The 21,269-nt window shown below is 72.4% G+C and carries 17 protein-coding genes and 1 tRNA gene; 7 read left to right on the top strand and 11 right to left on the bottom strand.

Features of this window, described 5'->3' with window-relative positions:
- Positions 1-22: 22 nt before the first annotated feature.
- The 3 genes from CLV34_RS05060 to CLV34_RS05050 all read left to right on the top strand — a co-directional run bounded on the left by CLV34_RS05060 (position 23) and on the right by CLV34_RS05050 (position 3,935).
- The gene (locus CLV34_RS05060; protein WP_100349074.1) at positions 23-1,633 is read left to right on the top strand and encodes an MmgE/PrpD family protein; all 1,611 of its coding nucleotides are present in this window, start codon (positions 23-25) and stop codon (positions 1,631-1,633) included.
- The gene (gene prpB / locus CLV34_RS05055) at positions 1,633-2,538 is read left to right on the top strand and encodes a methylisocitrate lyase (protein WP_100349238.1); all 906 of its coding nucleotides are present in this window, start codon (positions 1,633-1,635) and stop codon (positions 2,536-2,538) included. The genes CLV34_RS05060 and prpB overlap by 1 nt, the downstream gene beginning before the upstream one ends.
- A gap of 176 nt (positions 2,539-2,714) precedes the next feature.
- Positions 2,715-3,935 (top strand): bifunctional 2-methylcitrate synthase/citrate synthase, encoded by a 1,221-nt coding sequence (locus CLV34_RS05050; protein ID WP_100349073.1) that lies wholly within the window; start codon positions 2,715-2,717, stop codon positions 3,933-3,935.
- A gap of 28 nt (positions 3,936-3,963) precedes the next feature.
- Here the strand turns inward: CLV34_RS05050 and CLV34_RS05045 are convergent, their stop codons facing one another.
- On the bottom strand, positions 3,964-4,458 hold the full coding sequence (locus CLV34_RS05045) for a DUF3592 domain-containing protein (RefSeq protein WP_100349072.1): 495 nt from the start codon (positions 4,456-4,458) through the stop codon (positions 3,964-3,966).
- 88 nt (positions 4,459-4,546) lie between these two features.
- A complete protein-coding gene (locus CLV34_RS05040; protein WP_100349071.1) occupies positions 4,547-5,155 on the bottom strand; it encodes a hypothetical protein in 609 nt (202 codons plus the stop codon).
- 155 nt (positions 5,156-5,310) lie between these two features.
- On the opposite strand from CLV34_RS05040, the gene CLV34_RS05035 reads away from it, so the two are divergent.
- Positions 5,311-6,822, top strand: a complete 1,512-nt coding sequence (locus CLV34_RS05035) for an amino acid permease (RefSeq protein ID WP_100349070.1) — start codon at positions 5,311-5,313, stop codon at positions 6,820-6,822.
- A gap of 68 nt (positions 6,823-6,890) precedes the next feature.
- On the opposite strand, the gene CLV34_RS05030 is transcribed toward CLV34_RS05035, so the two are convergent.
- The 7 genes from CLV34_RS05030 to CLV34_RS05000 form a co-directional block, all read right to left on the bottom strand.
- On the bottom strand, positions 6,891-7,370 hold the full coding sequence (locus tag CLV34_RS05030; RefSeq protein ID WP_100349069.1) for a peptidoglycan-binding domain-containing protein: 480 nt from the start codon (positions 7,368-7,370) through the stop codon (positions 6,891-6,893).
- A gap of 149 nt (positions 7,371-7,519) precedes the next feature.
- A complete protein-coding gene (locus CLV34_RS05025; RefSeq protein WP_245858974.1) occupies positions 7,520-9,181 on the bottom strand; it encodes a GMC family oxidoreductase in 1,662 nt (553 codons plus the stop codon).
- Positions 9,182-9,214: 33 nt separating this feature from the next.
- Positions 9,215-10,966 carry an aldehyde dehydrogenase family protein gene (locus CLV34_RS05020; protein WP_100349068.1) on the bottom strand — a complete coding sequence of 584 codons (1,752 nt, stop codon included), beginning with the start codon at positions 10,964-10,966 and terminating at the stop codon, positions 9,215-9,217.
- A 236-nt stretch (positions 10,967-11,202) separates the two neighbouring features.
- Positions 11,203-11,279, bottom strand: a tRNA-Pro gene (locus CLV34_RS05015).
- A gap of 147 nt (positions 11,280-11,426) precedes the next feature.
- Positions 11,427-12,374, bottom strand: coding sequence for an NAD-dependent epimerase/dehydratase family protein (locus CLV34_RS05010; protein ID WP_100349067.1), 948 nt, complete (start codon positions 12,372-12,374; stop codon positions 11,427-11,429).
- Positions 12,375-12,514: 140 nt separating this feature from the next.
- Positions 12,515-14,350 (bottom strand): glycoside hydrolase family 3 protein, encoded by a 1,836-nt coding sequence (locus tag CLV34_RS05005; RefSeq protein ID WP_100349066.1) that lies wholly within the window; start codon positions 14,348-14,350, stop codon positions 12,515-12,517.
- A gap of 2 nt (positions 14,351-14,352) precedes the next feature.
- Entirely contained in the window at positions 14,353-15,687 is a 1,335-nt protein-coding gene (locus tag CLV34_RS05000) for an MFS transporter (protein ID WP_100349065.1), read from the bottom strand.
- Positions 15,688-15,809: 122 nt separating this feature from the next.
- Between CLV34_RS05000 and CLV34_RS04995 the strand changes: the two genes are divergently transcribed.
- Positions 15,810-17,105, top strand: coding sequence for a TetR/AcrR family transcriptional regulator (locus tag CLV34_RS04995; RefSeq protein ID WP_100349064.1), 1,296 nt, complete (start codon positions 15,810-15,812; stop codon positions 17,103-17,105).
- A gap of 13 nt (positions 17,106-17,118) precedes the next feature.
- On the opposite strand, the gene CLV34_RS04990 is transcribed toward CLV34_RS04995, so the two are convergent.
- Together CLV34_RS04990 and CLV34_RS04985 are read right to left on the bottom strand one after the other, a co-directional pair.
- On the bottom strand, positions 17,119-18,060 hold the full coding sequence (locus tag CLV34_RS04990; RefSeq protein ID WP_100349063.1) for a metallophosphoesterase: 942 nt from the start codon (positions 18,058-18,060) through the stop codon (positions 17,119-17,121).
- Positions 18,057-20,483: a transglycosylase domain-containing protein gene (locus CLV34_RS04985; RefSeq protein WP_100349062.1), complete on the bottom strand. Its 2,427-nt coding sequence runs from the start codon at positions 20,481-20,483 to the stop codon at positions 18,057-18,059. The genes CLV34_RS04990 and CLV34_RS04985 overlap by 4 nt, the downstream gene beginning before the upstream one ends.
- 97 nt (positions 20,484-20,580) lie before the next feature.
- Here CLV34_RS04985 and sp36 point away from each other — a divergent pair, with 97 nt between their 5' ends.
- Both sp36 and CLV34_RS04980 read left to right on the top strand, forming a co-directional pair.
- Entirely contained in the window at positions 20,581-20,742 is a 162-nt protein-coding gene (gene sp36, locus CLV34_RS16305; protein ID WP_157803701.1) for a Sp36 family protein, read from the top strand.
- A gap of 2 nt (positions 20,743-20,744) precedes the next feature.
- Positions 20,745-21,215 carry a RidA family protein gene (locus tag CLV34_RS04980; protein WP_100349236.1) on the top strand — a complete coding sequence of 157 codons (471 nt, stop codon included), beginning with the start codon at positions 20,745-20,747 and terminating at the stop codon, positions 21,213-21,215.
- Positions 21,216-21,269 lie beyond the last annotated feature (54 nt).

Below are 21,269 nucleotides of genomic sequence, written 5' to 3'. Positions count from 1 at the left end.
CAGCACGAGGAGACGTCTTCCGATGCCGTTCACGCACCACCTGCGCGTCCACCCCAGCGCCGACCACCTGGCGCGCGAGGACCAGCTCGCCTGGAAGCTCGCGGAGCTCGCGACCGACCGGTCCGGGGCGGCGGCCGAGCCGACGCCCGAGGTCGTCGACATGGTGGTCAACCGCGTCATCGACAACGCGGCCGTCGCGGCGGCCAGCCTGACGCGCGCGCCGGTCGCCGCGGCGCGCGGCCAGGCGCTCGCCCACCCGTACGTGCCTGGCGCTGCGGTCTTCGGCCCGTCCCTCGCGACGCGCGTGAGCCCCGAGTGGGCCGCGTGGGCGAACGGGGTCGCGGTCCGCGAGCTCGACTTCCACGACACGTTCCTCGCGGCCGAGTACTCCCACCCGGGTGACAACATCCCGCCGATCCTGGCGGTCGCGCAGCACGCCGGTGCGGACGGTGCGGCGTTCGTCCGGGGCGTGGTGACCGGGTACGAGGTCCAGGTCGACCTGGTCCGCGCGATCAGCCTGCACGCCCACAAGATCGACCACGTCGCGCACCTCGGGCCGTCCGCGGCCGCGGGGATCGGCACCCTGCTCGGCCTGCCCACCGAGACGGTGTTCCAGGCGATCGGGCAGGCCCTGCACACCACGACGGCGACCCGGCAGTCCCGCAAGGGACAGATCTCGACGTGGAAGGCGTACGCGCCGGCCTTCGCCGGGAAGATGGCGGTCGAGGCCGTCGACCGGGCGATGCGCGGCCAGACGAGCCCCGAGCCGATCTACGAGGGCGAGGACGGCGTCGTCGCGTGGCTGCTCGACGGCCCGGACGCGTCGTACGACGTGGTGCTTCCGGGGACGGGCGAGGCGCGCACCGGGATCCTCGACACGTACACGAAGGAGCACTCCGCGGAGTACCAGGCGCAGGCGCTCATCGACCTCGCGCGCTCGCTGCACCACGACATGCCGTGGCTGGCCGACCCGGGCGCGATCGAGCGCGTCGTCATCCACACGAGCCACCACACGCACTTCGTCATCGGCTCGGGGGCGAACGACCCGCAGAAGTACGACCCGACGGCGTCGCGCGAGACGCTCGACCACTCCGTCCCGTACATCTTCACGGTCGCGCTGCAGGACGGCGGCTGGCACCACGTCGACTCGTACACGCCCGCCCGGGCCGCCCGTCCGGACACGGTGGCCCTGTGGCAGCGCGTCACCACCGCCGAGGACCCGGAGTGGACGCGCCGGTACCACGCGACCGACCCCACGGAGAAGGCGTTCGGGGCGCGCGTCGAGATCGAGCTGAGCGCGGCGGCGGCGGGCCGCGGCGACCGGACGGGCGGGCAGCCGGGTGACCGCGTCGTGCGTGAGCTGGCCGTCGCCGACGCGCACCCGCTGGGCGCGCGCCCGTTCACGCGGCCCGACTACGTCCGCAAGCTGCGCACGCTCGCCGACGGCGTCGTCGAGCCCGAGGAGATCGAACGGTTCCTCGACCTCGCCGAGCGGCTTCCGTCCCTCTCCGCCGGCGAGCTGCGCGAGCTGTCGCTCGTGGCGGCGCCGGGCGTCCTGCGCGGGGGATCCGACCGATCCGAGCCGAGCGGCCTGTTCGAGCTCGGCCGTCCGACCGTCCCCGAGGGGGAGTGATGCTGTACTCCGACGTCACCGCGCACGACAAGCGCGTCCGGTTCCGCGAGGGTCTCGCGGGCGACACCCTGCTGCGGTTCCCCGGTGCGTTCACGCCGCAGTCGGTGCGGCTCATCCAGGAGAAGGGCTTCGACGGGGTCTACGTCTCCGGGGCCGTGCTGTCCGCCGAGCTCGGCCTGCCCGACATCGGCCTCACGACGCTCACCGAGGTCGCCGGACGGTCCCGCCAGATCGCCCGCATGACCGACCTGCCGACCCTCGTCGACGCGGACACCGGCTTCGGCGAGCCCATGAACGTCGCCCGGACGATCCAGGAGCTCGAGGACGCCGGCGTCGCCGGGTGCCACATCGAGGACCAGGTGAACCCGAAGCGGTGCGGGCACCTCGACGGGAAGGCGACCGTCGACCTCGGCACGGCCGTCCAGCGGGTGCGGGCCGCCGCGGACGCGCGCCGCGACCCGGCGTTCGTCGTCATGGCGCGCACCGACGTGCGTGCGTCGCTGCCCGGTGCGGACGGCCTCGCCGTCGCGATCGACCGCGCCAAGGCGCTCGTCGACGCGGGCGCGGACGCGATCTTCCCGGAGGCGATGCGGGACCTGTCCGAGTTCGAGGCGGTCGCGTCAGCCGTCGACGTGCCCGTGCTCGCGAACATGACCGAGTTCGGCAAGTCCGAGCTGTTCACCGCCGCGCAGCTGCAGGACGCGGGTGTGCGGATGGTCATCTACCCGGTCACGTTGCTGCGGGTCGCGATGGGGGCGGTCGAGCGGGCGCTCGACGAGATCGCGTCCGCCGGGACGCAGCGGGCGCTCGTCGGCGACATGCAGACGCGTGCGCGGCTCTACGAGGTCATCGACTACGCGGGCTACAACCGCTTCGACGACGACATCTTCACCTACCACCCCTGACCGACCCCACGCCCCGTCCGCCGAGGCGCACGTTCCGCACCTTCCCCTGACCGCCGAGGCGCACGTTCCGCACCTCATCGAGCGCGGACAGCGTGCGCAACGTGCGGCTCGGCGGGAGACCGGGGACACGGGGCCACGGGAGCGCCAGAGCACGGTTCGCGAGCGAAGGAGCACGCATGAGCAGCATCACCCCGTCCGGCAGCACCACCCCGTCCGGTAGCGCCACCCCGTCCGGTAGCGCCACGCCGCCCGACCGCAGCACACCGTCCGATCACGCCGCCGAGCCGGACGTCCGCAAGGGGCTCGTCGGGGTCGTCGCGGACACGACCGCCGTCTCGAAGGTCGACGCGGACAGCAACTCGCTGCTGTACCGGGGGTACCCGGTGCAGGACCTCGCGGCCCGCTGCTCGTTCGAGGAGGTCGCGTTCCTGCTCTGGCACGGCGAGCTCCCGGCGCCCGACGAGCTCGCGGAGCAGACGCGGGCCGAGCGGTCGGCGCGGGCGCTCCCGGAGGCGGTGCGCGACGCCGTCCTCGCGCTCCCGACGACGTGTCACCCGATGGACGTCGTGCGCACCGCCGTGTCGGTGCTGGGCGCGCACGACGCGCACGCGGAGGACCTCTCGCCCCAGGCCGAGCAGGCGAAGGCCGTCCGGCTCTGGGCCGTGCTGCCCGCGGTCGTGGCGCTCGACCAGCGGCGCCGGCGCGGCCAGGACGAGGTCGCTCCTCGCGACGACCTCGGGTATGCGGAGCACTTCCTCTGGCTGACGTTCGGCGAGCTGCCCGACCCCGTCGTGCTGCGGGCGTTCGAGGTGTCGATGGTCCTGTACGCGGAGCACTCGTTCAACGCGTCGACGTTCACCGCCCGGGTGGTCGCCTCGACCCTGTCCGACCTGCACTCCGCGGTGACCGCCGCGGTCGGCGCGCTCAAGGGCCCGCTGCACGGCGGCGCGAACGAGGCCGTCATGGCGACGTTCGACGAGATCGGGGCGGCCGACCGGGCCGCGGTGTGGCTCGACGACGCCCTCGCCACGAAGCGCAAGATCATGGGCTTCGGGCACCGCGTGTACAAGCACGGCGACTCGCGCGTCCCCACGATGAAGTCCGCGCTGGACGAGCTGCTCGCGCACACCGGACGCGACGACCTCGCGGCGCTCTACGCCGCGCTCGAGGACGCCATGACCGAGCGCAAGGGCATCCTGCCGAACCTCGACTACCCGACCGGGCCTGCGTACCACGTCATGGGGTTCGACACCCCGACGTTCACGCCGCTGTTCGTGGCGTCGCGTGTCGTCGGCTGGACGGCGCACGTCATGGAGCAGCACGCGGCCAACGCGCTCATCCGGCCGCTGTCCGCGTACGACGGGCCGGCGCGCCGGGACGTCCCCGCGCGGGCCTAGCGCACCCGGGCAGGGGTCGGACGCGTCGTCAGAAGGACGAGCTGTCGAACGGCGAGCCGCCGAAGAGCGGGTCGGACAGCATGCCCTGCGCCACGCGGAAGAAGATCGCGACGAACACGAGGAACAGCACGCAGACGACGATGCGGGTCACCGCGGAGCCCGTGCCCATCCGGGCGCCCTTCGGCGCGATGAACCGGTCCGGTCGCTCGGGGTCGTAGCTGACCTGGACGTCCTGGTCGGACCGGTCGAGCATGCCGACGTCCGACCACGTGGGGACGCCGCGGATCCGGCGGCCGTCGACCGTGGGGAACTCGATCGTCTCGACCAGCCGCGTGGACACGCGGCGGTCGTCGCCGGTGCCGCTCGTCGTGGTCTGGGAGTGGCTCGCGACGACGCGGCCGGGGGTCCGCTGCCCGGACCGCTCCAACGAACGGATCCCTGAGATCTCGCGGACGGCACCGACGATCGACCACAGGAGGAACAGCGCGATGACCGCCGGGATCACGGCGAACAGGATCTTCACGGCGACACCCTAGCGGTGCGGCGCCCAGGCCGGTTCGCACACCGCGCCCGTGCTTCCCGCCCGTGCTTCCCGCCCGGCCAGCGCGCGGTCAGGACGCGGCCGCGCACACCGCGGCGTCGGACAGCGTGTCGTCGGCGCCGTGGACGACCACGACCGAGCCGAGCGGCACCTCGTGCGTCGTCCGGACCCCCAGCAGCCGTGTCGTGACGGTCACGGCCCGCAGCACCTGCGAGGTGCCGGGGTCGAGGGTCACGTCGCCCTGCGGGTCGACCCACACCTGCACGACGGCCGCGCGCCCCGGGGGCACCGTGACCTCGTCCGCGGACCGCGTGAGCCAGGGCGAGCCCGCGGTGAAGTCGAGCCCGGGTCCTTCTGGCACCAGGGACTCGGCGAGCGCGAGGCGGAACACGTGGTCGACGGGAGCGACCCCGACCGTGACGGGGAACCGGTCGTGGTTCACCACGGGGACCTCGGCGACCGCGCCCGACGACGGCGTGAGCGGCTCGACGGCGATCAGGGAAGCGCCGGTGGCCCCGACACCGGACCCGCTGCAGGACGCGGGGGCGTCCTGGCGCGCCCAGCTCCACGTCCCGGCGGCCACGGCGGGCGTGCGGCCCACCCACTGCCAGCCGACGACGGCGATCACGAGCGCCCCGGCGCTCAGCGCGACCGTCAGGCGCCGCTGCGTGCGGTCCACCGTTCCTCCTGGGGCGAGATCTCGGTGTCGTCGCACCGCCGGGCACACGCTAGCAACGGACGGGCCCGCGGCGGGAGGGGGTGCGACCGGTTGCCGGTGCTCTCACCTGGGGTGATGGTGAGACGAGCACCTCACCCGACGAGGGGAGCAGCACCGTGGACATCTTCCGCACCAAGTCCGTCGAGCAGTCCATCGACGACTCCGAGAGCTCGGAGCACCGCCTCTCCCGCAGCCTGTCGGCGTGGGACCTCACGATCTTCGGCGTCGGCGTCATCATCGGCACCGGAATCTTCGTGCTCACGGGCCTCGCGGCCAAGGAGCACGCCGGCCCGGCCGTCGCGATCTCGTTCGTGTTCGCCGGCGTCGTGTGCGGTCTCGCGGCGCTCTGCTACGCCGAGCTCGCGTCGACCGTGCCCGTGGCAGGCAGTGCCTACACGTTCGCGTACGCCACCCTGGGCGAGATCGTCGCGTGGATCATCGGCTGGGACCTCCTGCTGGAGCTGGCGCTCGGCGGGGCGGTGGTGTCGGTCGGCTGGTCGCAGTACTTCGCGAGCCTGCTCGACACGATCGGGTGGCACCTGCCGACGTCGATCGACGGCGGGGACGACGCGTTCATGAACCTGCCGGCCCTGCTCATCGTCGTGATCCTCACGGTCGTCCTCGCGGTCGGGATCAAGCTGTCGGCGCGCGTGAACTCGGTCATCGTCACCATCAAGGTGGCTGTCGTGCTGTTCGTCATCGCGGCGGGCCTGTTCTTCATCAAGGCGGCCAACTACCACCCGTTCGTGCCGCCGTCGCAGCCCGCCCCCGAGACGAGCGGGTTGCAGCAGACCCTGCTCGCGGTGCTCACGGGGCACGAGCCGTCCAACTTCGGGATCCTGGGGATCTTCACCGCGGCCGCGATCGTCTTCTTCGCGTTCATCGGGTTCGACGTCGTCGCGACCGCCGCCGAGGAGACCAAGAAGCCGCAGCGGGACGTCCCGCGCGGCATCATCGGCTCGCTGATCATCTGCACCGTCCTCTACGTGGCGGTCTCGCTCGTCGTGACCGGCATGCAGAAGTACAGCGACCTCGACCCCGACGCGCCGCTCGCCGAGGCGTTCAAGTCCGTCGGCGCGAACTGGGCGGCCACGATCATCACGATCGGCGCCCTCGCAGGCCTGACGACCGTCGTCATGATCCTCATGCTGGGGCAGTCGCGCGTGCTGTTCGCGATGTCGCGCGACAACCTGCTGCCGAAGGGCTTCGCCAAGGTCCACCCGACCTTCAAGACGCCGTACCGGATCACCATCACCGTCGGCGTCGTCGTCGCGATCCTCGCCGCGTTCATCCCGCTCGACGCGCTCGCCGAGCTGGTGAACATCGGGACGCTGTTCGCGTTCGTCGTCGTGTCGATCGGCGTGATCGTCCTGCGGCGCACGCGCCCCGACCTCGAGCGCCCGTTCCGGGTGCCGTGGGTGCCGGTGCTGCCGATCCTGTCCGTCCTCGCGTGCCTCTACCTGATGCTCAACCTGCCGGTCGAGACGTGGCTGCGGTTCCTCGTGTGGATGGTGATCGGGTTCGCCATCTACTTCCTGTACGGGCGCCGGCACTCGCGCGTCGACGACTACGACGAGCAGCACGGCGGCCGGGTCGACCACCGTCACCGGACGGCCGACGACGCGTAAGCGCCGGAGCCTCCGGAGAGCGGCCGGCGTCGGTTGGCGCAGCGACGCGCCGCCCGACGCCGACGTTGTCAGTTATTCCACTTGATGCAGTGGTCGTAGGTGTCGCCCCAGTACTCGGGCCACTTCATGGCGTTGCGCGTGTTGGGTCCCCAGACGCCGTCCTGGGTCACCTTGGCCACGCCCTGCGCCGCGATGAGTGCGTTCCGCGTGGCGGGGCCGAAGACCCCGTCGGCGTCGATCGACTGGTGGTAGCAGCGCTTGAGCGCGAGCTGCAGCGAGTAGACCGGGCTGTTCCCGGAGCCGAAGTTGTCGGCCTGGCCCTGGGCCATGCTGCAGAGCTCGTTGCTCGTGGTCGTCGTGATGGGGTAGTACCAGTACCAATAGCTTCCGCCGGAGACCCCGCGTTCGGTGTTGCACTTCGGCCACCCGGCGGCCTGCGCGGAGCCCTGCGGCAGCACGGTCACCGCGAGGGTCAGCAGCATGAGGACTGCAAGCATGAGGCTGGTGCGACGCGTCAGGTCGCGACCACGGCAGATGGAGAGGTTCACTCTTCCTCCAGAGAAGTAACATTTCGGACGCAAGTCACCGTAGGTTCCATATCGCGCCAAGATCACCGATGTCCGCAGAACGGACACCGATGATCCGGGGGCGCGGACGCTGGCCGTCTGCCGTCTGCCGTCATTCGGATGCCTCCGTGTCAGACGTCCGCGACGGCGGCCCCGGCTCGCGCGGACGCGGCGACCAGCGCGGCGGCTCGCTCCCCGATGACGATGGACGGCGCGTTCGTGTGCCCGCGGATGATCTCGGGCATGACGGACGCGTCGGCGACGCGCAGCCCTCGGACCCCGCGGACCCGCAGCTCGGGGTCGACGGGCGCGGCAGGGTCGAGGCCCATGCGGACCGTGCTCGTCGGGTGGTACAGCGTGTGCGAGGTCGTCGCGAGCGAGGCCCCCGCGCGCTGCTCAGGCGTCATGTCCTCACCGCGCGCGGGCCGCAGGTAGCGGTCGTGCGTGATCGCGGCGAGCGCGGGGGAGCGCAGGATCCGCTCGGTGATCGCGAGGCCGGAGAGCAGCGCGGCCCGGTCGACGCCGTCCGGGTCGGACAGGTACCGAGGGTCGACGACTGGCTTGGCCAGCGGGTCGGACGACGCGAGCCGGACCGTCCCGGTGCTCCGCGGCTGCACGAGGATCGGGCCGAGGCTCACGGCGTGCGACGGGATCCCTGACAGGCCCTCGTCGACGTACGCGACGGGCGCGAAGATGATCTCGACGTCGGGCAGGGCGAGGTCGTCGCGCGACCGCACGAACCCGTACGCCTCGCCGACGTTCGAGGTGAGCATCCCGCGCCGCTGCAGCAGGTACCTCGCGAGCTGGGGGATCGTCTCGGCGGTCTTGAGGGTGCCGGCGCCGGACTCGACGACGAACAGCGACATGAGGTGGTCGCGCAGGTTCGCGCCGACCTCGGGGGCGTCGACCAGGACGTCGATGCCGTGCTCGCGCAGGTGCGCGGCCGGCCCGATGCCGGACAGCATGAGCAGCTGCGGCGTGTTGACCGCGCCACCGCTCAGGACGACCTCGTGCCGGGCGGTGACGTGCTGCGTCTCGCCGCCGCGCACGTACTCGACGCCCGTGGCCCGCGTGCCGTCGAACAGGACGCGGGTCGCGTGGCTGCCCGTCCGGACGGTGAGGTTCGGTCGGTCCTTCGCGGGCCGCAGGTACCCGTCGACGGTCGAGTGCCGGGCACCGCGGGTCTCGCTCACCATCGTCTGGCTGAAGCCGTCGGGCTGCCGCGAGTTCGCGGGCACGACGTCGTACCCGGCCTGGGTCGCGGCCTCGAGGAACGCCGCCGTCTGCGGGCGCGGGTCGCGCTGCGCCTCGACGCGGATCGCGCCGCCCGTGCCGTGCTCCGGGTCGGTGGCGTCCTGGACGTCCTCGACCTGGCGGAACGTGGGCAGCAGCGCCTCGTAGGACCAGTCGGGCCCGGCGAGCTCGGCCCAGCGGTCGTAGTCGGCCGCGAACCCGCGCACCCACATCATCGCGTTGATCGACGACGACCCGCCGAGCACCTTGCCCCGCGGCCAGTACACGGTCCGCCCAGCGAGCTCGGGCTGGGGCGTCGTCTCGTAGTTCCAGTCGAGCCCGCTCTTGAACAGCTTCGAGAATGCGGCCGGGATGTGGATCTCCTGGGCCTTGTCGTCCCCTCCGGCCTCGAGGAGCAGGACGCGCCGGCCCGGGTCCTCGCTGAGCCGGGCGGCGACGACCGCCCCGGCCGAGCCGCCGCCGACCACGACGACGTCGAAGGTGCCGGCGTCACGTGACGGGCCGTGCTGCCCGTGCTGCCCGTGCTGCATGGTGCTCATGGTGTCTCCTTGCTGCTGCGGGGGTGCGAAGGGTCAGGCGCGGAACGCGGACGCGAAGATCGCGGGCATCTTCGCCCACGACGGGTCGCCCGCGAACGCGGTGAGGCGCCGCCCGGTGGTCTGCGCCGACCGCGCGGTGACGAACCACGGCGGCTTCGGGAACAGGGCCACCTCGCCGTGTCGCACGGAGCGGGGGAAGGGCCGGAACGGCCCGGTCACGACGGTCCGCTCCGCACCGTCGAGCAGCATCGCGTTGTGCACGACGCCGATGCCCGACTGGACGTCGTCCAGCGTGTGGCCGGGGAACGCGCCCCAGGTCGCCGAGGCCGTGAGGAATCCGACGCCGGTCCACGCGTTGATCGCGACGGTGCCGTACTCGAGCCGCGCGACCGCGTCCCGGAACCCGTCGCCGAGCCGCTTCTTCTCGGCCGGGTCGACGAGGACGTTCGCGCCCAGCGTGCCGAGCAGGTCACGGTTGGCGGTCTCGACGGCGGCGTCGAGGAACGCCTGCCCGGTGCCGGGCAGCTCGAGCACCCCGAGCACGGGGGAGAAGTACTCCGTGGTCTCGAGCGTGGACGCGTCGTCCGGGGTGACCGGGACGAGCAGGCGGGTGCCGTCGGCGAGGCGCTCGCAGCCGGGGTAGGCGTCCTGCGCGCTCGCGACGCGGTCGTCGCTGCCCGGGTACCAGGCGGCGCGGCGCGGCGCGCGCTCGAGGGCGCTGCGCAGCTCGCGCAGGAAGTCGTCCTTCTGCTCCCAGTCGCTGCTCAGGACGACGAGCTGGCCCGCGATGCAGTTGTAGCCGCCGTTGTGGAGGCGCTGCGTCGCGACGTGCTCGGCCTGGAAGCGCAGGTCGTGCGACGTCCACCGCCCGGGCACGACGATGATCGGCGAGACGCCGCCGAGCTCGCTCGTGATGGGCTTGTCGAGCAGCGGCGTCCCTGCGGCGCGGCGGGCGTCGGCGTCCGGGCCGGTGCCCCACACGATCGCGTCGTGCGTGCGGACGCTGCCCGTGATGTGCACGTGGCTGATGCCGGGGTGCTGCGTGAGGTACGCGCCCTCGGCGGCCCCGCCCTGGACGACCCGCAGCATGCCGGCCGACACGAGCGGCTCGAGCGCCGCGAGGTACACGCTGAGCATGGGCGCCATGACCGGGTTGAGCTTGAGCAGGACGGACCGGTTGTGGGCGACGACCTCGTAGAGCACGTCGAGCGGCGGGATCGAGGTGATGTTGCCGGCGCCGAGCACGAGCCCGACGCCGCCCGTCTCGCGCGGCGTGAGCTGACCGAGGCCGGCCGTGCGCGTCGCGTCGGCGACGCTCACGCCGGGACGCAGCCAGACCTCGGCGCGGAAGCCGTGGAGCAGCAGCGCCTCGTGCGCGTCCCGCGGCAGCACGGGGACGGTGACCCGACCGCCGGGCGCGGTGCCCGTCCGGACGCCGTCGAGCGGCGAGCGCCCCTCGGCGAGCGCGGCGACCGTCTTCGCGGTCGCGCCGAGCCCGGCGAGCGCGGCGTACGGGCCCGAGATCCACTCCTCGCCGACGAGCGGGGACGACGCGTCGAGCCCCTTGATGTCGCGGGCCGTGGTGGCCCAGCGCGTCGCCTGGGCGCGCATCGTCTCGTGCGTCGCGCGGAGCAGCTCGGCGCGTGACGCGAGGGGGCGGTCGGCCCAGGCCGCGACGCCGGCGGCGAGCTCGGTGATCGCGCGGTCCAGGTGGGGGTACGACGACACGGGCGCGGCGGTCTCGGTGGCGGGCTCGACGGTGGTCGAGCGGTCGACGGTGGTCATGGATCGGATCTCCCTTGATCGTCCAGTCCGGGTGGTGCTGCGCGCCAGGATAGAACGCGTTGATGTGTGGTCCGCACCACTGTTGACTCACGTTCAACAGACGGGGTCGGACGCCGTGCCCGGCTTGTCCGGTGGCGTCCGACGCGTCCCGTCACCAGGCCGGGCGTGCGGGAGGGCGGCGGGAGGGCCGGGGGAATGACGAAGGCCCGGAACCGTGACGGTTCCGGGCCTTCGACTGGTCGGGGTGACAGGATTTGAACCTGCGACCTCCTCGTCCCGAACGAGGCGCGCTACCAAGCTGCGCCACACCCCGAGGAGCCTGATCAGAATAGCCGACACAGGGCCGTGCGACGAAATCCGTTCCCCGCCCTCGTGCCGAACAGGGGGTTATCGCCCCGAAACGACGTCAGAACGTGCGCGGACATCTGCTGGGCGCGGGGCAACCGCCTGGTCGCGCGGGTCAGGACCGACGAGCGTCCGTCTGCGGCAGCGGGAGCTCCGGCAGGTCGACGACGTGACGCGCTGCGAAGCCGAGCACCGTGCGTGCCGGGCCGAGGTCGATCGGTACCGTCCGCCCGGGGAGCGGGCGACGGACCTCGACCCCTGCCCACCACCGCGCGACGAGGTCCGCAGTCCGGTACGGCACGGACGTCGTCGGTGCAGCGGCGAACAGCACGTGGGCGCCGGGCTCGCGCGGCGTGAGGGCGAGGACGAGGGCGCGTGCGGCGTCGCGGGTCTCGAGGTAGGACCACAGGTCGCGAGCCACCGCACCCGGGTCGTGCGCCGGCTCGCGCAGGAAGACCGCGAGCCGGTCGTCGAGACCGGCGACGTCGCCGAGGCCACCGACCATCGGCAGGCGCACCACCGTGACGGTCGTCCCGTGCCGTCGGTGCATCGCGCGGGCGGTCGCCTCGTCGGACCACTTCGACATCGCGTACGGGTCAGCGGCCAGCGTAGGGCTCTCCGCGTCGACCGGGAGGTACGGCGGTGCCACCGGGCCGGGCGCGAAGCGCAGCCCGAGCGCGTTGATGCTGCCGGCCACGGCGACCGTGCTCACCCCGGCGGCACCGGACTCCTCCAGCACGGTGAAGGTCGCCGCGGTGTTGTTCGTGAACACGTCGTGCGGCGTGCCCTCCTCAGGGGAAGCGAGCGCCGCGAGATGGACGACGGCGTCGACACCGTGGAGGGCGCTGCGCACAGATGCAGGGTCGTGCGCCAGCCCGACGACGACACGGTCGACCGTTGTCCGCTCGGCACCGGGACCATGACCGGTCGCGAGGTCTCCGGGGTCGTCCCGGACCAGCGCCGTCACGGGCACCCCGAGGTGAGCCAGACGTCGCAGCACCCCGCGACCGACGACGCCCGCGGCGCCGGTCACGAGGACGCGTCGTGCCGGGGACGGCCCCACGGCGACTCCTTCGTGTCGAGGTCGCACACGTCGTGCGTGGTCACGCGGGTCGCGTGACGTGCCTCGCAGGGTAGGCCCGCCGCGCTGCCCTCGCGCGGTGCGGGACGACCGGCCGGCGGTCGTCCCGCACGAGCGGGACGTCAGAGCGACAGGCCGTGCCCGAACCGGAACAGCGGGTCCTCGGTGTCGAAGGGCACGTCGGGGCGCGACGCCTCGACGGCGGCGGTCGAGCGCGGCACGTCGAAGGGCAGCCTGCCCTGCACGGGGACGGCGCCGCTCAGGACGTCGAGCAGCGCGCCCGAGCTCGCACCCCAGTTCGCCACGACCGCAGCGGCGGTCTCGGCGAGCGGCGCGAGGATCGCCGGACGGTCGAGGAACACGTCGGCGACGGTCGGTACGGCCGCGGCGACCTCGCGGACGTGGTCGAGGACGTCGTCCGGGAACTCGAGCGAGCCCGCGTGGAAGAAGTTCTCGAACACGGAGCCGCGGTCCTCGTAGGGTGCGTGGAGCCGCAGGACGGCGAGGTCGGCCTCCGCGGGCGTCGCGACGACGGTGCCGTAGCGTCCGGCGACCTCGGCGTCGACCCCCTCGACGTACAGCTTCGTCGTGGGTGCGAACGGCAGGACGCCGCCCGCGTGCGTGAGCAGGGTGAGCGACGCGCGCTGTGCCGCCTCGCCCGCGGCGACGAGCTCGGGCGCCCCGACGACGGCGGCCGCCGCCTCGACGTCGACGTACGGGTCTTCGAAGAGGCCGAGCTCGAACTTCTCGCGGAGCAGGCGGCGGGCGGACACGTCGAGACGGTCCTCGGTGACGCGTCCGTCGCGCACGAGCCCGATCAGCAGGTCCACGCACGACTCGCCGCCGAGCTGGTCGGCGCCCGCGTCGAGGATCTTCACGACCCGCTCCTCGGGGGTGAGGTGCTCGACGCCCCATGCGCGTGCAGGGAACGGCGTGCCGAAGATCTCGGCGTCCGACACGAGACCCCAGTCGGTGCAGACGATCCCGTCGAAGCCGAGCTGCTCGCGCAGGATGCCGGTCAGGACGGACCGGTTGAAGCCGAAGCCGACCTCCTCATGCTCGGTGCCCACGGGCATGCCGTAGTACGGCATCACCTGGCGGGCGCCGGCCGCGAACACGGCCTTGAACGGCTCGAGGTGCAGGTCGAACCTCCCGCCCGGGTAGACCTGTTCGCGGCCGTACGCGAAGTGGGGGTCCTCGCCGTCCTTCTGGGGGCCGCCGCCGGGGAAGTGCTTGACCATGGTCGACACCGAGCCGGGGCCGAACGTCCCGCCGTCGGTCGTGCCCTGGAAGCCGCGCACGTACGCGGCGCCGAGCTCGCCCGTCAGGTCCGCGTCCTCGCCGAACGTCTGGAGCGCGCGCGACCAGCGCGGCTCGGTCGCCAGGTCGACCTGCGGGTGCAGCGCCACGCGGATGCCGACGGCGGTGTACTCACGGCGGGCCACGTCGCCGAACTGCTCCACGATCGCGGCGTCACGCGTCGCGGCGAGACCGAGGGGCTCGGGCCACTTCGAGAACGGGCCGGCCATCAGCGCCGCACCCGGGTTGTCGGTGAACGAGTGGCGGGGGTCCGTCGAGATCGTCACCGGGATGCCGAGGCGGGTCGACGCCGCGAGCTCCTGGATCCGGTTGTGCCACTGCGCCATGGTGCGCCCGTCGGGGGCGACGCTCAGCAGGTTGAAGTGGTTCATGTGCTTCTCGACGACGTACTCGTGCGTCGACGGGAGACCGAACTGCGGGTTCGCGTCCGCGAGCTCGCCGTCGGGGCTCATCGTCATCATCGTGTGGAAGAACAGTCCGGCCTTCTCCTCGAGCGTCATCTCGCCGAGCAGGAGCTCGACGCGCTCGGCGACGGGCAGCCTGGGGTCGAGCCAGGGTCGCTCCTCGGGGCTCGCTGCCGGGGTCCCTGCGGGGGACCCGGCCGTGGTGTCGGTCTGCGTGTCGATCGTGTCGGTCATGATCACTGCACTCCCTTGATGCGGTAGACGAGCACGGCACCGGCGAGCGCGACGACCGCGCCCGTGAGGTACCAGAAGGTGTAGCCGCCGAGCCCGATCGCGTTGCCGACGGCGAGCAGGGCGGGCGCGATCGCCGGTGCGATCGACTGGGGCAGGGCGTTCGCGATGTTGAGGACGCCGAGGTCCTTGGCGGTGTCGTCCGGGTTGGGCAGCACCTCGGTGGCGAGCGCGAGGTCGACCGACAGGAACGACCCGGCGCCGAACCCGATGACCGCCTCGGCGAGCACGAGCGTCCCGATGTTGGGCGCGAACGCGAGGATCACGAGCCCGACCACCATGACGACGCCCGCGGCGGCGACGAACGGGCGGCGCTTGCCGATCCGGTCGGACAGGATGCCGCCGAGCGGGCTCGAGATCATCATCCCGGCCATGGACGCGACGTTCGCGACGAGGATCGTCGAGATCGCCTTGTCCTCGCTGAGCCCGAAGTCGTCCTGGAGGTAGTACGGCAGGTAGGTCGCGACGCCGGCGTACCCGAAGAAGATGAGGAACTTCGTCAGCCAGGTCCAGCCGAAGTCGGGGTGCTTGCGCGGGTCGAACACGAACGAGCCGAAGAACTGGCCGACGGTGAACCGCTGGGCGGGCTTCTCGGTGAGCACCCGGTCCTTGAGGCGCAGCGCGAACACCACGGCGAGGACGGTCGCGATGAGGGACGGCACGACGAACCGCAGGAAGTCGCCCGAGACGAAGTTCATGAGGAAGCTGCCGGCGAGGATGCCGACGGGCGTGGTGATGCCGATGATCCCGGACACCTTGCCGCGCGAGGCGGCCGGGACCTGGTCGGGCAGCGTCGCGTTGGCGGCGGCGAGCAGGGCGTTCATGGCCGTCTGCGCGAGGCACCACCCGACGAGCACGATCCACACCGAGCTCGCGGCGCCGATGAGGGCGAACGCCCCGAGCCCGACGAGCGCGCCGCCGAGGATCCAGGGGCGGCGCATGCCCCAGCGGGACGTCGTGCGGTCGGAGAGGCGTCCGACGAGCGGGTTGGCGACGAGCGCGAAGAGCGCGCCGACGCCCAGCACGATCCCGAGCGAGCTCGTCGCCTCGGAGTCGGTCGAGGTGAGGTGCTGGACCTTGAACGCCATCGACACGAGCACGGGTGTGAGCAGGGCGAGGTAGACGCCGAAGTTGGCGCCCGCGAGCGACGGGGCGTAGCCGCGCGGCGCGCGGCGGGGGGCCTGGCCGTCCGGCAGCGCCGTGCCGGTCGGGCTGGCTGCGGCCGGGTTCGAGATGACCTCCGGCGGGTTCGGCCGGGTGTCGGGAGACAACGTCGTCATGGGGTCGTTCCTTCGTCCTGATCGCCGGGCTCGTCGTCGTCGACGCGGCGTCGTGGAGCGACCGTACAACAGAAAGCCGACCGACTGGAAACTATAACCCGACCTCTTGGTAACATCACAGCATGACGGCGACGACGACGGCAGCACCCCGCAGCGCGCGAGGTGCGCGCACCCGGGGCGAGATCCTCGACGCCGCCCAGCAGCTCTTCGTCGACCCCGGCTACCGCGCCACCTCCCTGCGCGACATCGCGTCCGCCGCCGGGCTCACGCACCCCGCCCTCCGCCGCCACTTCGCGTCCAAGGACGAGATCCTGCTCGCCGTCGTCGGGCGCTTCGAGGACGAGAACCGCACCACGCACGGGCGTCCGACGGACGGCCTGTGGTTCGCCGACATCGCGCGCCACAACGCCGAGACACCCGGCTACCTCGCACTGTTCTCGGCGCTCGCGGGTGAGGCGGCCGCGCGGTCGCACCCCGCGCACGAGCGCATGAAGCAGCGTTACGACGACCTCGCGACGCTGTCCGTCCCGCTGATCCGCGCCGCGCAGGCGCGCGGCACCGTCGACGCCGGCCGCGACGCGTCCGACGAGGCGCTGCGCGTCGCCGCCGCGTGGGACGGCCTGCAGGTGCTCGAGCTCTACCTGCCCGACCGGGTGCAGGTCGTGCCGGCCCTCGCGCGGCACGAGCGCCTGCTCGCCGACCCCGTCGGCGCGGGCGCGCTGCCGGGGACGGGTGCGGGTCCGTCCTCAGCCGGAGGTTCCACGCCCTCTGGGCTCGCGGGCCACGCGCCGTTCCCCGCACTCGAGCTCGCCGCGGACGACGACGTGCCCGTCGAGGGGTACGCGAAGGGCCGCGAACGGCGGGCGCAGATCCTCGCCGACGCGACGCGGCTGTTCGCGGCCGAGGGGTACGGGGACACGAGCATGCGGGACGTCGCCGAGCGCGTCGGCGTGTCCAAGTCGACCCTGTTCCACCACTACGCGACCAAGGAGGACCTGCTGCGGGCGGTCCTCGTGGCGCGCGACGCGCAGATCGTCGACCGGGTCGGGCTGGCAGCCGCGAGCGGCGCGCGCGAGCTGCTCGAGTCGCTCCCCGACGGGGCGCGGGCCAACGCCCTCGACGAGCCCGGGCTCGTCGAGGTGTACGCCGTGCTGTCGTGCGAGGCCGTGACGCCCGACCACCCCGCGCACGCCTACTTCGAGCGCCGGTACCGCCGCACCGTCGCGTCGTTCACCGCCGTGTTCGAGGCGGCGCGCGCCGACGGCGACCTGCCGCCGCACCGCGACCCCGCGGACGAGGCCGCCTGGCTCGTCGCGCTGTGGGACGGGCTGCAGATCCGGTGGATGTACGACCGGTCGCTCGACGTCGGTGCGCACCTCGCCGCGCACGTGACGGACGTCCTGCCCGCCCGCACCTGACGGCGGACGCGGGTCAGCGGGCGGTGAGGGTGAGGAGGACCGCCTCCGGACGGCACGCGAACCGGAACGGCGTGTACGGGTTCGTCCCCAGGCCGCCGCACACCTCGAGCCACGTCGACCCCGCACCCTCCGGGGTGTCCGGGCGCGCGCCGGGCCAGCCGTGCACGCCCTTCGCGCGGGCGCGGTCGAGGTCGCAGTTCGTGACGAGCGCGCCGAGACCCGGGACGCAGAGCTGGCCGCCGTGCGTGTGCCCGGCCAGGATCAGCTCGGCCCCGTCGTCGTACATGTCGTCCAGGACGCGACGGTAGGGCGCGTGCGCGACCCCCAGGCGCAGGACGCTCGTCGGGTCGGGTTCCGTGACCCGCTCCGGGAAGCGGTCCAGCTCGAGATGCGGGTCGTCCACGCCGACCAGCTCCACGAGACGTCCGTCCGGCAGCGTGATCGTGTCGCGGCGGTTGTCGAGGTCGACCCAGCCGGCCCGCGTCAGCTCGCGGGCGAGGTCGTCGGCGGGGAGGTCGCGCGGACGTCCGATGCGCGGGCCGTCCGGGCCGCGCGAGTCCTTCGTCAGGTAGCGCGCGGGGTTCTTCATCCGCGGCGAGAAGTAGTCGTTCGAGCCCATGACGAACGCGCCCGGGAACCGGGTCAGCGGGCCGAGCGCCTCCAGCAGGGGCGGCAGGGCACGCAGGTGCGCCATGTTGTCGCCCGTGTCGACGACGAGGTCGGGCTCCAGGTCCGCCAGCGACCGGACCCACTCGACCTTGTCGCGCTGGGCGGGCGTCAGGTGCAGGTCCGACAGGTGCAGGATCGTGAGGTCCGGCTGCCCGGGGGCGAGCACGGGGACGGTCTCACGCCGCAGACGGTACTGCGACGCCTCCCAGTGCGCGTACGCGAGACCGGCAGCCCCGACCGCGACCCCCGCCGCGAACGTCGCGGCGAGGGCGCGCCCCGCGCTCAGTTGTCGCCGCCGGAGTTGTCGTTGTTGCCGCCGTTGCCGCGTCCGCCGTCGTTGCCCTTGCCGCCACCGGAGCTGTCCCCGCCGCCGTTGCCCTTGCCGCCGCCGCTGTTGTCGGTGCCGCCGCCGTTACCGGTGGAACCCTGGTCGCCGCCGCCCTGCGCGGTGCCGTTGTCGGAGGTCGACGGCTTGGGCGCCACGGGCGCGTTGACCTGGGAGTAGTCCGGGGCGCCGAACGCCTCGGCGGGCTGGCCCGACAGGGCCTTGTCCATGTAGGTCTGCCAGATCGGCGCGGCCAGGGTGCCGCCGTAGAGCCACTCCTGCTCGCCCTCGAGCACCTTCGAACCGGCGACCTCGATGTGCTGCAGGTAGACGTCGTTCTGCGCGTTCCCGACCCACACGGCGGTCGACAGCTGGGGGGTGTAGCCGATGAACCACGTCTGGGCCGAGCCGTTGGTCGTACCCGTCTTGCCGGCGGAGACACGGCCGGATAGCCCGTGGCCCGGGGCGGTCCCGCCGGGCTGGAGCACCTTCTCGAGCGCGTAGTTCACGGTCTGGGCGACGCCCGAGTCGAGGGCGCTCGAGTCGCAGTTCGCGCTGGGGACGGCGACGTCCTTGCCCTTGGGGTCCGTGATCGACGTGATCGCGACGGGGTCGCAGTGCGTCCCGCCCGAGGCGAAGGTCGCGTAGGCGGCCGCCTGGCTGAGCGGGGACGTCTGCTGCGTCCCGAGGATCATCGCGGGGGTGATCTGGATGTCCGTGGCGTCGGTGCTGCCCGAGGACGCCCGCCACCCGACCGACACGGCCGTCTTGCCCACGTCGCAGAGGTCGAGCTGCGTGGCCATCGACGCGTAGGCACGGTTGATCGAGTCGGCCGTCGCGTGGTCGACCCTGACCATCCCGGGCGCCGCGCCCTCGGAGTTGCCCACGGGCCACGGGTTGTTGGACCGCGTGAACGAGTTGGCGCAGGTCGAGTGGAAGTCGTTGAAGGTGAAGTTGGACCGGTTGCCGTTCACCTCCTGGTACAGCGAGTGGCCGGTCTTGAGCCAGTCCGCGAGGACGTACGGCTTGAAGCTCGAGCCCGCCTGGAACCCGTTGGACCCGCCGTGGGCGTAGTCGGCCGTGTAGTTGATCGACGTCGCGCCCTTGATCGACGACGTCTCTGCGCCGTCGAACGGCGCGTTCTGCGCCATCGCGCGGATCTCGCCCGTGCCGGGCTCCACCGAGGTGATCGCCGCCTCGAGCTGGACGGCCACGCGGGCACCCTGCTTCGTGGTCGTGTGCGACAGCGTCTTCTTGCCGTTGACGGGCACACCGCGCGAGATCTGCTTCTGCGCCTCGTGCTGATCGCTCAGGTCGAGGGTCGTCACGACCTTGTAGCCGCCGCGCATGAAGGAGACCATGCGGTCGGTCGCCGTCTTGCCCCACGACGAGAAGGCCTCGTCGTCGTTGTTCTTGATGACGGTGGTGATGTAGTCGCAGAACAGCGAGGTGTCCTTGCCGGCGCCGCACCCGTTGGCCACTGCGGCCTTGTTCACCTTGAGGGTCTTCTGGATCGGGGTGGTCCGGTACTTGTCGTACTGCGCCTTCGTGATGATGTTCTGGGAGTACAGGTCGTTGAGCACCACGTTGCGCTTGCGCTGCGAGTCCTGCGGGTTCAGCGTCGGGTCGAACTGGTTCGGCGCCTGCGTGATGCCCGCGATGGTCGCCGCCTGGAGCGGCGTCAGCTTCGCCGCCGACGTCGAGAAGTAGTACTGCGCGGCCGACTCGACCCCGTAGACGCGCGAGCCGAACTGCGCGATGTTGAGGTAGCCCGCAAGGATCTGGTTCTTCGTCATCTTCTGCTCGAGCGAGATCGCGAGCTTCGCCTCACGCAGCTTGCGCTCCGCCGTCTGCGCCCGGGCGGCCTGGACGGCCTCCGGGTCGCCCTTCGCGAGCGCGTTCTCGATGAGGATGTTCTTGACGTACTGCTGCGTCAGCGTCGACGCACCCTGCGTCTCCTTGCCGCTCGCGTTGTTCACGAGCGCGCGGACCGTGCCGGTGATGTCGATGCCGCCGTGCTCGTAGAAGCGCTTGTCCTCGACGGCGACCATCGCCTCCTGCATCGCCTTCGAGACCTTGCTCAGAGGGACGACCGTGCGGTTCTCGTCGTAGAACCGGGCGATGACGGTCTTGCCGTCGTTCGCGTACACGACCGAGGCCTGCGGCAGCGTGCCGACCCGGAGCTCGGTCGGCAGGTCGTCGAACACCCTCGCGCTCGTGTCCGTCACCGCCTTCGCCGCGCCGGCCGCGGGGATGAACAGGCCCGCTGCGAGCACACCGCCGACCGCCGCCACGAGGACGAACGCCAGGAGGAGTGCGATCAGCTGGAAACCGTTGACCTGGTGTCCTCGGGAACGGGGGCGCGCAGAAGCAGGGTGGGGCATGGTCCCAGGCTACGGGAGCAGCCTGTCCGAACCCTGGGCGGGAGCGCGACGCGCGTGTGCGAATTGTGTGTGCGTCCCGCGACGCTACGCTCACCCCATGGCAACCACGTGGGAGTACGCGACCATCCCCCTGATCATCCACAACACCAAGGCGGTCCTCGACCAGTGGGGCGCGGACGGCTGGGAGCTCGTCCAGGTCGTGACCGGGCCCGACGGCAACGGCCTCGTCGCCTACCTCAAGCGCCCGACGGGGGAGTGACCGTGGGCGTCGAGGCGCGGCTCGCCGAGCTCGGCGTCACGCTCCCGGAGGTCGCGGCGCCCGTCGCGGCGTACGTGCCCGCGGTCCGCAGCGGAAACCTCGTGCACGTGTCGGGGCAGCTGCCGTTCGTCGACGGGAAGCTCGCCGTGACCGGCAAGGTCGGCGAGGGGCCTGGGCTGGTCGCCCCCGCCGACGCGGCCGAGCTCGCGCGCGTGTGCGTGCTCAACGCGCTCGCCGCGGTGCGTCAGGTCGTCGGGACGCTCGACGGCGTGCGGATCGTGCGCATCGGCGGCTACGTCGCGTCAGACCCGTCGTTCACCGGGCAGCCGCTCGTGCTGAACGGTGCGAGCCTCGCCATCGGCGCGATCTTCGACGAGGCCGGGATCCACGCGCGCAGCGCCGTCGGCGTCGCGTCGCTGCCGCTCGACGCCCCCGTCGAGGTCGAGATGCTCGCCGAGGTCGCCGAGGGCTGACGTCCTCGCCGCAGCGGCCCGACGCCCGTACCGGCCCGGCGGGACTACCGGCCC

The organism is Luteimicrobium subarcticum (assembly GCF_002798015.1).
Taxonomy (GTDB): Bacteria; Actinomycetota; Actinomycetes; order Actinomycetales; family Cellulomonadaceae; genus Luteimicrobium; species Luteimicrobium subarcticum.
This window is presented reverse-complemented; position numbering and strand designations above follow the sequence as displayed.

What these genes read in the sequence shown, in the direction of transcription:
- CLV34_RS04995 (WP_100349064.1), top strand. Translation starts at nt 15,810, where the DNA reads ATGACGGCGACGACGACGGCAGCACCCCGCAGCGCGCGAGGTGCGCGC.
- CLV34_RS05005 (WP_100349066.1), bottom strand. Translation starts at nt 14,350, where the DNA reads ATGACCGACACGATCGACACGCAGACCGACACCACGGCCGGGTCCCCC.
- CLV34_RS05025 (WP_245858974.1), bottom strand. Translation starts at nt 9,181, where the DNA reads ATGAGCACCATGCAGCACGGGCAGCACGGGCAGCACGGCCCGTCACGT.
- sp36 (WP_157803701.1), top strand. Translation starts at nt 20,581, where the DNA reads ATGGCAACCACGTGGGAGTACGCGACCATCCCCCTGATCATCCACAAC.
- CLV34_RS05060 (WP_100349074.1), top strand. Translation starts at nt 23, where the DNA reads ATGCCGTTCACGCACCACCTGCGCGTCCACCCCAGCGCCGACCACCTG.
- CLV34_RS05020 (WP_100349068.1), bottom strand. Translation starts at nt 10,966, where the DNA reads ATGACCACCGTCGACCGCTCGACCACCGTCGAGCCCGCCACCGAGACC.
- CLV34_RS04985 (WP_100349062.1), bottom strand. Translation starts at nt 20,483, where the DNA reads ATGCCCCACCCTGCTTCTGCGCGCCCCCGTTCCCGAGGACACCAGGTC.
- prpB (WP_100349238.1), top strand. Translation starts at nt 1,633, where the DNA reads ATGCTGTACTCCGACGTCACCGCGCACGACAAGCGCGTCCGGTTCCGC.
- CLV34_RS05000 (WP_100349065.1), bottom strand. Translation starts at nt 15,687, where the DNA reads ATGACGACGTTGTCTCCCGACACCCGGCCGAACCCGCCGGAGGTCATC.
- CLV34_RS05050 (WP_100349073.1), top strand. Translation starts at nt 2,715, where the DNA reads ATGAGCAGCATCACCCCGTCCGGCAGCACCACCCCGTCCGGTAGCGCC.